At 65.9% G+C, this 11,900-nt stretch carries 14 protein-coding genes; 4 read left to right on the top strand and 10 right to left on the bottom strand.

Going from position 1 to position 11,900, the window contains the following annotated elements; genetic code table 11:
• Position 1 precedes the first annotated feature (1 nt).
• Positions 2–334 carry an iron donor protein CyaY gene (gene cyaY / locus AC1DW0_RS15600; protein ID WP_082532973.1) on the bottom strand — a complete coding sequence of 111 codons (333 nt, stop codon included), beginning with the start codon at positions 332–334 and terminating at the stop codon, positions 2–4.
• An 11-nt stretch (positions 335–345) separates the two neighbouring features.
• On the opposite strand from cyaY, the gene lptM reads away from it, so the two are divergent.
• A complete protein-coding gene (gene lptM, locus AC1DW0_RS15595) occupies positions 346–483 on the top strand; it encodes an LPS translocon maturation chaperone LptM (protein WP_082532972.1) in 138 nt (45 codons plus the stop codon).
• Here lptM and AC1DW0_RS15590 read toward each other — a convergent pair.
• The 6 genes from AC1DW0_RS15590 to AC1DW0_RS15565 all read right to left on the bottom strand — a co-directional run bounded on the left by AC1DW0_RS15590 (position 480) and on the right by AC1DW0_RS15565 (position 6,979).
• Positions 480–1,475 carry an ABC transporter ATP-binding protein gene (locus AC1DW0_RS15590; RefSeq protein ID WP_477946769.1) on the bottom strand — a complete coding sequence of 332 codons (996 nt, stop codon included), beginning with the start codon at positions 1,473–1,475 and terminating at the stop codon, positions 480–482. The genes lptM and AC1DW0_RS15590 overlap by 4 nt on opposite strands.
• Positions 1,472–2,452, bottom strand: coding sequence for an ABC transporter ATP-binding protein (locus AC1DW0_RS15585; RefSeq protein ID WP_477946767.1), 981 nt, complete (start codon positions 2,450–2,452; stop codon positions 1,472–1,474). Before AC1DW0_RS15585 ends, AC1DW0_RS15590 begins: the two co-directional genes overlap by 4 nt.
• A complete protein-coding gene (locus tag AC1DW0_RS15580; protein ID WP_056203273.1) occupies positions 2,449–3,393 on the bottom strand; it encodes an ABC transporter permease in 945 nt (314 codons plus the stop codon). Before AC1DW0_RS15580 ends, AC1DW0_RS15585 begins: the two co-directional genes overlap by 4 nt.
• A 2-nt stretch (positions 3,394–3,395) precedes the next feature.
• Positions 3,396–4,373 carry an ABC transporter permease gene (locus AC1DW0_RS15575; protein ID WP_056203270.1) on the bottom strand — a complete coding sequence of 326 codons (978 nt, stop codon included), beginning with the start codon at positions 4,371–4,373 and terminating at the stop codon, positions 3,396–3,398.
• A 174-nt stretch (positions 4,374–4,547) separates the two neighbouring features.
• Complete coding sequence (locus AC1DW0_RS15570; protein WP_457350408.1) at positions 4,548–5,765, bottom strand: porin; 1,218 nt, start codon at positions 5,763–5,765, stop codon at positions 4,548–4,550.
• Between the two features lie 176 nt (positions 5,766–5,941).
• Complete coding sequence (locus tag AC1DW0_RS15565; RefSeq protein WP_056203264.1) at positions 5,942–6,979, bottom strand: porin; 1,038 nt, start codon at positions 6,977–6,979, stop codon at positions 5,942–5,944.
• A 196-nt stretch (positions 6,980–7,175) separates the two neighbouring features.
• On the opposite strand from AC1DW0_RS15565, the gene coq7 reads away from it, so the two are divergent.
• Positions 7,176–7,838: a 2-polyprenyl-3-methyl-6-methoxy-1,4-benzoquinone monooxygenase gene (coq7, locus tag AC1DW0_RS15560; RefSeq protein WP_056203261.1), complete on the top strand. Its 663-nt coding sequence runs from the start codon at positions 7,176–7,178 to the stop codon at positions 7,836–7,838.
• Positions 7,839–7,849: 11 nt separating this feature from the next.
• Here coq7 and AC1DW0_RS15555 read toward each other — a convergent pair whose 3' ends face one another.
• Positions 7,850–8,281 carry an OsmC family protein gene (locus AC1DW0_RS15555; protein WP_477946764.1) on the bottom strand — a complete coding sequence of 144 codons (432 nt, stop codon included), beginning with the start codon at positions 8,279–8,281 and terminating at the stop codon, positions 7,850–7,852.
• A gap of 12 nt (positions 8,282–8,293) precedes the next feature.
• Complete coding sequence (locus AC1DW0_RS15550; protein ID WP_457326441.1) at positions 8,294–8,473, bottom strand: hypothetical protein; 180 nt, start codon at positions 8,471–8,473, stop codon at positions 8,294–8,296.
• 122 nt (positions 8,474–8,595) lie between these two features.
• Here AC1DW0_RS15550 and ilvA point away from each other — a divergent pair, with 122 nt between their 5' ends.
• Both ilvA and AC1DW0_RS15540 read left to right on the top strand, forming a co-directional pair.
• On the top strand, positions 8,596–10,116 hold the full coding sequence (gene ilvA / locus AC1DW0_RS15545) for a threonine ammonia-lyase, biosynthetic (RefSeq protein ID WP_157282065.1): 1,521 nt from the start codon (positions 8,596–8,598) through the stop codon (positions 10,114–10,116).
• A gap of 32 nt (positions 10,117–10,148) precedes the next feature.
• Positions 10,149–11,222: a nicotinate-nucleotide--dimethylbenzimidazole phosphoribosyltransferase gene (locus AC1DW0_RS15540; protein ID WP_457350050.1), complete on the top strand. Its 1,074-nt coding sequence runs from the start codon at positions 10,149–10,151 to the stop codon at positions 11,220–11,222.
• A 7-nt stretch (positions 11,223–11,229) separates the two neighbouring features.
• Here the strand turns inward: AC1DW0_RS15540 and AC1DW0_RS15535 are convergent, their stop codons facing one another.
• Positions 11,230–11,859 carry a hypothetical protein gene (locus AC1DW0_RS15535; RefSeq protein ID WP_457322911.1) on the bottom strand — a complete coding sequence of 210 codons (630 nt, stop codon included), beginning with the start codon at positions 11,857–11,859 and terminating at the stop codon, positions 11,230–11,232.
• Positions 11,860–11,900: the final 41 nt, after the last annotated feature.

The raw sequence follows: 11,900 nt of genomic DNA, 5'->3' as shown, positions 1-11,900 counted from the left end.
CTCAGGTGCTGAACGCCAGCGCCTGGCCTGCCTGCTCGCTTGCGCAGCGCGACAGGCGCGCGAGGAATTCCTGGTCTTCGCGGTCCACCCATTGCGAGCCGTCCCACTTGAAGTGATAGCCGCCCGAGCGCGCCGCAAGCCAGATCTCCTGCAGCGGGGGCTGGGTGTTCAGCACGATCTTGCTGCCTCCGGGCATGCTCAGCTCCAGCAGGCCACCGGTGCGATGGGTGTCGATGTCCACCACGTCGGCCTCGAGCCAGGCATCGATCTGCTCCTCGATGCGAGCGAGCAGGGCGTGGGCCTTGGCGTGGTAATCGGCGTCGGACAGGGGCATAAACTGGGCGGATGAAGAAGACTGCCGCCAGTTTAGGTGTCCTGCTGATCACCCTTACCGCCCTCATGGGTTGTGGGCAGAAGGGGCCGCTGACCCTGCCCAAGCCGGCCGGCGCGGCCTCTGCTCCGGCGTCTGGCCCTGCGCGCTAGTCCCGGCCTTCTTCCACCGCGTGGCAGGCCACGCGCACGCCCTTGATCTCCAGCAGCGCCGGCCGCTCGGCCTTGCAGCGCACATTGGCCAGCGGGCAGCGTGGGTGGAAACTGCAGCCGCTCGGCGGATTCAGCGGGTTGGGCACCTCGCCCTGCACCGGCGTGCGGGCGCGGCCAGTCATGTGGATGTCGGGAATCGCGTCCAGCAGCATGCGCGTGTAGGGATGGCGCGGCCGCGCGAACAGCTCGGCCTTGTCGGCCACTTCGACCAGGCGGCCGAGGTACATGACGCCGACCTGGTCGGCCACATGGCGAACCACAGCCAGGTTGTGCGAGATGAAGAGGTAGGTCAGGCCGCGTTCGCGCTGAAGATCCTTCATGATGTTGAGGACCTGAGCCTGCACAGACACGTCCAGCGCAGAAGTCGGCTCATCGCAGACAAGGAATTCCGGTTGCGTCGCGAGCGCACGGGCGATGGAGATGCGCTGACGCTGGCCGCCAGAGAACTGGTGCGGGAATTTCTCGGCATCGGCCGGATTCAAGCCGACCGAACTGAGCAGTTCACCGACGCGCTGCCTGGCCTCCGCGTCGCCCGGGATCAGGCCGTGCTCGCGCAGCGGCTCGGCGACGATATCCAGCACCTTCCAGCGCGGGTTCAGGGACGCATAGGGATCCTGGAAGATCATCTGCATGCGCCGGCGCAGCTTCAGGGCGCCGGCACCGGCCAGCGTCTTGGCGATGTCCTCGCCGTCGAAGCTGACCGCGCCGCGCGTCGTCGCGTACAGCCCAACCAGCAGGCGTGCGACCGTGCTCTTGCCGCAGCCACTCTCGCCGACGAGAGCCAGCGTCTTGCCGCGCTCGATGCTGAAGGACACGCCGTCCACCGCATGCACAAAGGCCCTGGGCTTGCGCTCGACGACGCGGTTCAGCCAGGGAGGTGAAACGTCAAAGATCTTGGCAAGGTCCCGTACCTCGACGAGGGGCGTGCTCATCGCGGCACCTCCACGGTGACAGGCCGCCAGCATGCCGCAGTCGTCGCGCCAACCTGGACCAGTTCGGGCCGCTCGGCACGGCAACGCTCGACAACGCGAGGGCAGCGCGGGTTGAAGGCGCATCCCGGTGGGATTGCTGTGAGACGCGGCATCGAGCCATCGATCTGCAGCAGGCGTTCGCGATCCTCGTCCATCGCCGGGATGGACCCCATCAGCCCGACGGTATAGGGGTGGGCCGGGTGGTGGATGACGTCGGCCACCGGGCCGATCTCGGCGATGCGGCCGGCGTACATGACGGCGACGCGGTCGCAGGTTTCGGCGATGACGCCCATGTCGTGGGTGACCAGCATGACGGCCGCGCCCTGCTCGCGGCAGACCTTCCTCAGCAGCGCAATGATCTGCGCCTGGATTGAGACGTCCAGCGCCGTGGTCGGCTCGTCGGCGACGATGAGCTTGGGGTTGGCCGCCAGGGCCAGCGCGATGACGACACGCTGGCGCATGCCGCCGGAAAACTGGTGCGGGAAGTGATCGACCCGAGCCTCGGGCGCCGGAATGCCGGTGGACGCCAGCAGTTCGACGGCCCGGGCCCGGGCCTGGGCGGCGCTCAAATCAAGGTGGGTCGTGATCGTCTCGGTGAGTTGCCGGCCAACTGTGTAGAGCGGATTCAGCGACGTCAGCGGATCCTGGAAGACAGCGCCGATCTCCTTGCCGCGGATACGGCGCATCTGCTCGTAAGGCAGGTTGTCGATGCGCCGGCCCGCGAGCCTGATCTCGCCGGCGGCGATGCAGCCCGGCGGGTCAAGCAGGCCAATGATGGCCGCACCGGTCAGCGACTTGCCGGCGCCGGATTCGCCGACGACGCCAAGGATCTCACCGGGAGCGATCGAGAAAGAGATGTCGTCCAGCGCCAACAACGTGCCGCGGCGGGTCGGGAACTCCACCCGCAGGTGGCTGACTTCAAGCAAAGGGACAGTCATCGCAGACGGGGGTTGAGCGCGTCACGCAGCCAGTCGCCCAGCAGGTTCACACTGAGCGTGATCAGCACCAGCGTCAGGCTGGGCCAGGCGGTGATCCACCATTCGCCCGAGAACAGGTAGTCATTGCCATTGCGGATCAGCGTACCCAGGGACGGGCTGGTCGCCGGCACGCCGACGCCGAGAAAGGACAGGGTCGCCTCGGTAATGATGGCCGACGCGATCTGGATGGTGGCCAACACCAGCACCGGCCCGAGCACATTGGGCAGCACATGGCGACGCATGATGCGCAGCGAGCCGACGCCGATGACGCGAGCGGCCTGCACGTACTCCTTGTTGCGCTCCACCAGCGTCGAGCCGCGCACGGTGCGTGCGTACTGCACCCAGCCCGTCAGCGCAATCGCCAGCACGAGGACGACGAAGGCCAGCATGTCGGGAGCGTGCGGGAAGAGGCTGCGGCCGACGCCGCTGATCATCAGCGCGACGAGGATGGACGGGAAGGACAGCATCACATCGCAGATGCGCATGATGAAGGCGTCCGTGCGGCCGCCAACGAAGCCCGCCAGCAGGCCCAGGCTGACGCCGATCAGGATGGACAGCAGCACCGAGGCGATGCCGACGAGCAGCGAGATGCGCGCGCCGTACATCAGCGCGGACAGAATGTCGCGGCCCTGGCCGTCCGTGCCGAGCCGGTACCTGGCTTCGCCGCCATCGACCCAGGCCGGCGGCTTGAGCGAGTCCATCAGTTCCAGCGTCGCCAGGTCGAAAGGGTTGTGCGGCGCCACAAGCTCCGCAAACAGCGCGCAGACAAGGCAGACCAGCGCAATGGCGGCGGCCAGCATCGCGACCGGCGAGTTCCGAAAGGAATGCCAGACGTCGCCGTCGAAGAAGCCGCGCAGCGCGGATGCCGACGGGGTGGAGTTGGGATTGGCGTCGACTGCCATGGTCAATGTGCTTTGCCCTCAACGCGCAGGCGCGGATCGACGGCGAAATAGAGGAGGTCAACGCCCAGATTGATGACGACGAAGATCAGCGAGATCAGGCAGAGATAGGCGGCCATCACGGGGATGTCGGCGAACTGCACGGCCTGGATGAAGAGCAGGCCCATGCCGGGCCACTGGAAGACCTGCTCGGTGATGATGGCAAAGGCAATCAATGAGCCGAGTTGCAGGCCGGTGATCGTGATGACGGGCACCAGCGTGTTCTTCAATGCATGGCCGAAGTAGACGCTGCGGTCCGTCAGGCCGCGGGCGCGGGCAAAGCGGATGTAGTCGGTGCGCAGCACCTCCAACATCTCGGCGCGCACGAGCCGCATGATCAGCGTCAGTTGGAAGGCCGACAGCGTGAAGGCCGGCAAGACGAGGTGCAGCAGGCCGTCGCGCGTCAGCAGGCCCGAAGTCCACGCTCCAAGGGCAACGACTTCGCCGCGGCCGAAGCTCGGCAGCCATTTGAGTTCGACCGCGAAGATCCAGATCAGCACGATGCCGATGACGAAATTGGGCAGGCTGACACCGAACAGCGTGCCCGTCATCAGCAGTTGCGCGCTTGCCTTGCCGCGGCGCAGCGCCGCATAGACGCCCAGCGGAATGCCCAGGCCGAGCGCAATCAGGCCGGCGACGAGAGCGAGCTCCAGCGTCGCCGGGAAGCGTTCGACGATGAGGCTTGAAACCTTGCGGCCCTGGCGCAGGCTGATGCCGAATTCGCCCTGGGCCGCGTTGACCGCGAAGCGCGCGAATTGCACGGGAAAGGGCTGATCCAGGCCCAGATCCTTGCGCAAGGCGATGCGCTGCTCCTCGGTCGCATCCTGGCCCAGCAGATTCGTGACCGGGTCGCCCACGTACTGAAACAGCATGAAGGCGATGAAGGCGACCGTCAGCATGACGACGAGAGCCTGGACAAGGCGGCGAAGGATGAAGACCAGCATGAAGACTTTGAAGCGAGCGCGTCTTTGCGCGGCGCGAAGGCGGGATCATGGCGAAGTGCGGGGGCCGGGGCTTCCCGGGAAAGCCCTAGCTCCGCGAGCCTGAGCCGCCAATGAAAACGGGCCGCTTTCGCGGCCCGTCGAGACGCCTCGCGAGGCCGAAGCCCCGCATCGGCATCAGAAGCGGTGACGCAGACCGACCATCGCGCCGCCACGCTTGCCAGCGCCGTTCAGGAACAGCACCTCGCCCTTGAGCTTGGTGTAGTCCATTTCCAGGTAGGCGTCGGTGCGCTTGGAGAACGCGTAGTCGAGGACGACGGCGAAGAAGTTAGCCTTGGACTTGGTGTTGGCGTTCGTCGAGAAACCGCCAGGCGCCGCTGCAAAGGCCGCACTGAACGGGCCCAGGTTCTGGACCGTGCCGTAGTGCGTTTGTTCGGTCAGCCAGGCATTGGCGCCGATGTTCAGCTGAGGCGTCAACTGATAGGTCGCGCCGAACATGATCATGGTGCGCTTCTTGATGTCAGCCGCATCGCCATTGAAGATGTTCGCGCCCAAGATACCGCCGGTATAGGCTGTACGCGTCGCCAGGGCGATATTGGCCGGGCCGCCGGCGGCGGTCGAGGCCGCGAAAGCTGCGGGGCTGCTCAGGCTCAACAGCGTGAAGGGGTTTTCGAACTTGTTCTCGCCCCACGACGCATGCAGGTAGAGCGGGCCATTCGTGTACGAGCCGCCGAGGACGGTCGCCTTGATCTTCTTGCCGGTCTGCTCGGTCGCTTGCAGATATGCGGCGCCCGCGCCGAACTTACCGTCGTTGTAGCGAACCAAGCCGCCGACGGTCTTGTTCGGGAAAGCCGCGGCAGCGCCCGATTGACCTTCACCGGCGCTCACCTGGACTTCGGCATAGAAGCTGCCAAACTGGGCCAGGTACTTGACCATGTTGTCCTGACGCGCGGCCATGGACATGCCGATTTCGGGCTTGTACGCCTCGATATACGGCGAGTAGCGGAAGGATGCGAAGGTCGACGTGTAGACGTCGAACAGGATGTTGTATTGACGGCCGAGGCGGATCTGGCCCAGGTCACTGGACTGCAGGCCAACCCAGGCTTGACGCCAGAAATCGGAAGTAGAGGCGGCAGCGCCGGTATCCGAACTGAGGCGATGCTCCATGTTCACCAGAGCCTTGAGACCGCCGCCCATGTCTTCCACGACATTCACGCCCAGACGGCTTTGCGACATGCCGCCAGGGATCAACTGCTTTGGTGCAGCTCCAGGATTGACGTTGGTGGTGTAACGCGCGGCAGCGTCCACGATGCCGTACAGGGTCACGGTGGACTGGGCCCAAGCGGAAGAGGTGCAAGCGGCCAGAGCGGCAACTGCCAGAGTGGCTTTTTTCATCAAGGTTGTCTCCTGCGAAGAAAAGTGAACTTTTTGATTCTCAGTGATGCGCCCTGCCATAACGCGAGCTCTGTTGTTGATTTCCCACAGCAATTCCCCTGTCCCGCATGGGACAAAAGAAAAGCCGCCCGAAGGCGGCTTGGCTGATTTCGCTGCGGCCGAGAGGCCGCTCGACATCAGAAGCTGTGACGAACGCCGACGTCGTAGCCGGTGGACTTCAGGCCGTTGGAGGTCGCTGCGGGAGCGCCGCCGACGGCGAAGCGCGCAGCGCCGCTGTTCTTCAGCTGCGAGAACGTCGTGTACAGCGCGGTACGCTTGGACAGGTTGTAGATGTAGCCAGCCGCGAACAGCTTCGCATCGCCGATGGCGGTGTAGCCCGCGACGGCCGTCTCGGCGCCAGCATTGGCCTTGGCGTCCGTGAACGAGGCCCACAGTTGACCCTGGCCAAGCGGTGCCGTCACGGCAGCCGTCAGGATCTGCTGCTTGCGCGACAGGTACTTGGACTCCGTGTAGGACAGCGACGGGCGAATCACGCCGAAGTCGTAGGCTGCACCGATCGAGGTCAGCTTGAACTTGCTGCTGTCACCCGCGTTGGACGTGCTGGCATAGGCGCCCGACACGTGCAGGGGACCCTGCTTATAGCCCAGACGAACGGACTGGCCCTTGTTCGTGTCCACGCCTTCACCAGCCGAGATGTCCACACCGCCGTAGAAGCCGCCGAGATTGGCCGGCAGGGAATACGAGACGAGGTTGTCAGCACGGCCGAAAGACGTACCGTTGCCGCTGCCCAGGTTGCTGTACAGCACGCTGACGCTGCCCAGGCCGGTGAATGCGGACGGGTCGAAGTCTTCGACGTGCAGGCGCGAGACGGTCTTGTTGCGGCCGAGGCGCACTTCACCGAAGTCGCCGCTCAGGCTGACCGTGGCGCGGCGACCCCAGAAGGCGCTACCGCCACCAGCGACACCGGTGTCGGTATCGACTTGGGATTCCAGCCAGAAGCCAGCCTTCAGGCCGCCGCCCAGATCTTCGGTGCCACGCACGCCGAAACGGCTGGTGTTCAGACCGCTGGAGTCCAACTTCTTCACCGTGAGACCGCCGGTCTTGACGTACTTCAGGTCGGCATCAATGACGCCAAACAGAGTGACGGACGATTGCGCGACGGCAGCGCCGCCGGTCAGACCGAGGACGGCCAAGGCAATCAGAGCTTTCTTCATTCGATACTCCTAGGTATTCATCCGAGTCGCCGAGCGAACAGGCCACAGCGACTTACCTCCTATGAGGAAGTGCGCGTATTCCACTACAGGTTTGAGATGCTGGGGAATTCACGGATATGAAATTATGTGTTGTCGTTGCCGATCCACAACGCCGCCCCAGATTCACCATTTCTTCATCGAAACATTGCTTAACTGAATGCAACCTCGAGCAAGCAATTCACATCGTCGTGATCTGGACTTTCGGGACAGGTTGATCAGCGCGCTCGACGCCGGGCTTCGCACCGTGTTCGTGCCCACCCGCGCCACCCGCCAGTCGCCGTCGGCGGCCCAGTCGCCGGTCGAGTTGGATGCGGCAGACCAGCAGCACGCGGCAGCGCTGATGCGCGTCAATCACGTCGGTGAAATCTGCGCCCAGGCGCTTTACCAGTCACAGGCGCTGTTCAGCCGCAACGAGCAGCTGCGGCGGCACTTCGAACAAGCCGCCCAGGAAGAACTGGATCACCTCGCCTGGACGGCCGACCGGATCGCCGAACTGGATGGCCATACCAGCCACCTCGCGCCGCTCTGGTGGGCCGGTGCCTTCGCCTGGGGCAGCCTGGCTGGGCTGGCCGGCGATCAATGGAGCCTTGGCTTCGTCGTCGAAACGGAGCGCCAGGTCGAAGCCCACTTGGCCTCGCATCTTCAACGCCTGCCTGAGGCCGACGCGCCATCCCGCGCCATCGTCGACCAAATGCGGCGCGAGGAAGCCGAGCATGCCGACGCGGCCGTTGCCGCCGGCGCGCGGCCATTGCCCGCGCCCATTGCGGAGCTGATGCGCGCGGCAGCCAAGGTCATGACGACCGTGGCTCACCACATCTGATCAGACCTGGCTCAAACTTCAGTGACCTCGAAAGAGGTACTGATGGCCGAGGTCTTGGCCAGCATGGCTGTCGCCGAGCAGTATTTCTCGTGCGACAGCGCCACTGCGCGCTCGACGATCTCAGGCTTCAGCCCCTTGCCGCTGACGATGAAGTGAAAGTGGATGGCCGTGAAGACCTTGGGATCGCTGGTGGCGCGCTCGGCCTTCAGCGCGACCTTGCAGCCACGCACATCATGGCGGCCGCGCTTGAGGATGAGCACCACGTCATAGGCCGTGCAGCCGCCCGTACCCGCCAGCACGGTTTCCATGGGCCGCGGCGCCAGGTTGCGCCCGCCACCGTCCGGCGCGCCGTCCATGCTCAGCACATGACCGCTACCGGTCTCGGCCACGAAGCTCATGCCACTCGGGCCCTCAGGACCCAGCCAACTGACGGTGCATTCCATGGTCATCTAGAGTCAAAGCTCCAATTCGTTCACGAAAAATATTGCAGCGCAGCATAACTCGGCGCTAAACTGCCACTCAAGCGAAAACGTTTTCGCACCGATTGTCTCCTCCACCGCCTCCATGGTGGATTCAACCCGAGCTTGCAAAAGCTCGGGTTTTTTTTCGCCGAAGGCAGGCAAGCGGCGCCGCATGAGGGTCTCCCCTATCATGCGGCGCCGCAACAAGACACCATGGAGAGACGATGAGCGCCCCCTCGCGCCGACGCCAGCCCCCCGCCAAGGCGCCGTCCAGCACGTCATCTCAGGTGCCCGCGATGCTGCCGCCCGGCAGCAGCTATCTGCAGCGAATCCTGAACGCCCGGGTCTACGAAGTCGCCCGCGAGACCCATCTCCACGCCGCCGCCAAGCTATCCAAGCGTCTGTCCAACAAGGTCTGGCTCAAGCGCGAGGACGAGCAGGACGTCTTCAGCTTCAAGCTGCGCGGTGCCTATAACAAGATGGCGCATCTGTCGGCCGAACAACGCGCGGCCGGCGTCATCTGCGCTTCGGCAGGCAACCACGCCCAGGGCGTGGCGCTGTCGGCGAAAAAGCTCGGCTGCCGCGCCGTCATCGTGATGCCGGTGACCACGCCCCAGGTCAAGGTCGAGGCAGTGCGCGGCCACGGCGGCGAAGTCGTGCTGTTCGGCGAGAGCTTCACCGACGCCTATGGTCACGCCAAGGAACTGGAGAGCGCGCAAGGCCTGACCTTCGTCCACCCCTTTGACGACCCCGACGTCATCGCCGGCCAGGGCACCATCGCCATGGAGCTGCTGCGCCAGCATCCCGGCCCCATCGACGCGATCTTCGTCGCCATCGGCGGCGGCGGCCTCATCTCCGGCGTTGCTGCCTACGTCAAAGCGCTGCGTCCGGAGATCAAGATCATCGGCGTGCAGACCACCGACTCTGACGCCATGCTGCGCTCGGTGAAGGCCGGCAAGCGCGTGACGCTCAGTGACGTCGGCCTGTTCGCCGACGGTACCGCCGTCAAGCTGGTGGGCGAGGAAACCTTCCGCATCGCCCGCGAGCTGGTTGACGACTACATCGTCGTCGACACCGACGCCGTTTGCGCGGCCATCAAGGATGTCTTCGAGGACACGCGTTCCATTCTTGAGCCCTCAGGGGCGATGAGCGTCGCCGCCGTCAAGCAATACGCCGCGACGACTGGCGCCAAGGGCGAAACGCTGGTCGCCATCACCTGCGGCGCCAACATGAACTTCGACCGCCTGCGCTTCGTCGCCGAGCGGGCCGAGGTCGGCGAGCACCGCGAGGCGTTGTTTGCCGTCACCATCCCCGAGGCGCGCGGCAGCTTCAAGCGCTTCTGCGAGTTGCTCGGCCCGCGCAGCGTCACCGAGTTCAACTACCGCATCGCCGGCGCGGACGTCGCCCATATCTTCGTCGGCATCGCCATCTCCAAGCCCGACGACGCTGCCAAGCTGGCCCGAACCTTCAGCAAGGCCGGCTTCGAGACGCTGGACCTGACCAACGACGAACTCGCGAAGCAGCACATCCGCCACATGGTGGGTGGGCGCAGCGAACTGGCACGCGACGAGCGCCTCTATCGCTTCGTCTTTCCAGAACGGCCGGGCGCGCTGATGCGCTTCCTGTCCAGCATGCACCCCGACTGGAACATCAGCCTTTTCCACTACCGCAACCAGGGTGCGGACTACGGCCGCATCCTTGTCGGCATCCAGGTTCCCAGGGGCGATGCGGCGGCTTTGCGAGAGTTCCTCAACGGCTTGAACTACCCCTTCGAAGACGAAACCTCCAATCCGGTCTATCGCTTGTTCCTCGGTTGAGTTGAAATGCGGGGTCTGACAACGCCTGCGCCATGACCGTTGCCCAACAGTCGCTGATCTCCCCCACCGCCAATCCCGAGCTGGAAAAAGCCCTGCGTGACCGCGTCGATCGACGCTCGGCCATCGCTGGCGGCCTCGGCGAACTGGAACCACTGGCCGTCCGCCTCGGGCTCGTGCAGAACAGCCTGACGCCGCGCTTTCGCGACCCGGTGCTCGGTCTTTTCGCTTCCGATCACGGCATCGTCGTCGACGGCGTCGGCGCCCAATGGGGCCGTGCCACCAGGGACCAGGTGCAGATGGCCCTGCATGCCCAGTTGCCGGTGTCAGTCTTTGCCCGGCTGCAGGGCCTGCACCTGACCGTCGTCGACTGCGGCGTCGCCGAGAACCTGCCCCCTCACGCCCGGCTGCTGGCGCGCAAGGTCGCCCATGGCACGCGCAACGCGCGCACCGCGCATGCGATGAGCGTCGAGCAGGCCCACGCCGGCGTGCGCGTCGGCATGGAGATCGCCGACAACCTGCCCGGCAATGTGCTGGCCTGCGCCTCCATGGGCCAGGGCTCGCCCGAATGCGCCGCCCTGGTGCTGGCGCGGCTGTCCGACCAACCGGTGCGCGACTTCATCGTCTCTGGCCCGACCATGCGCCAGGACGATCTCGTCCATCTGCTCGACGTGCTGCAAGGCGCCCTGGCCCGCCATCGCGACGCCAAGGACCCCATGGACATCATCGCGGCCTTCGGTGGCCACGAGATCGCCGTCATGGTTGGCGCCATGCTCGTCGCGGCCAGCAAGCGCAGCCTCATCATCGTGGACGGCATCGCCGCCTGCGCGGCCCTCAAGCTCGCGTCGCTGATCTGCGCGCCGGTGACCGACTACGCGGTGTTCTGCCGCAGCCATGTGCACCGCGGCCTGGATGAAGCGCTGGCCCTGTTCCATGCCTCCGCCTTGCTTGAACTGGGCATGGACAGCGCCGACGGCACCGGCGCGGCCCTGGCCTGGCCGATGATCCGCGCCGCCGCCGCTCTGCTGACCGATCTGCACGAGGTCGCCGAAGCCCGCGTCGCGGCCCGCCCCGACCCCGGCGCCCACGTCCCGACGCTGGGCGCCTAACGCCAGGTCAGCGCTGCTGCTCCTCGCGCGTCGGCGGCGAGGCCTGATTTGCCGGCGCCGCGCCATAGGTGGCCGGCACGGGCGGCGGCACATTGGCGCGCCGCGGCAGGCCCCGTTCATTGGGCGCGGCATTGGGATTGCCGTTCGGATTGCCGCCCAGCACCACCGGAGATGGCGCAGCCGGCGGCAGCGCGCCCGTGGCCGCAGCGGCCGGCGGGCTGATCTGCAAGACCTGGCTGGGCGCCTGGCCGATGCGGCCCAGGCTGGCGCTGCGCACGTCCACGCGCAGCAGGCGCAACTCGCCGTCGACCACTGCGCCGACGCGCACCGTGCGCGCCACGCCGTCCACCTCGATCAGCGCGACGCCCTCGCCGGCCTCGGCCGCCTTCGCGTTCTTGGGCGCAACGACACCGAGCAGGCGCAACCGCGTCGATGCCGCGACCTCGGGCTCGGGCACGGCCTCGGGCGCCGTCACGCCGAGCAGCCGGCTCAGGTCGACCGCCCCCCCACGACCCTCACCGGCCGGCAGCACCGAAGCCGGCATGGGCAGCGGCCGTGCGAGCAGTTGCAGGCTCCAGTAAGCCACCGAGCCGCCGAGCAGCAGCCACACCGTAAACGCCATCGTTCGAGCAAGCATGGCCCATTATGATGGCCCGCTCACCGCAGCTCAGCGCTTCC

It is taken from the genome of Roseateles sp. P4_D2, from assembly GCF_056401875.1.
This window is presented reverse-complemented; position numbering and strand designations above follow the sequence as displayed.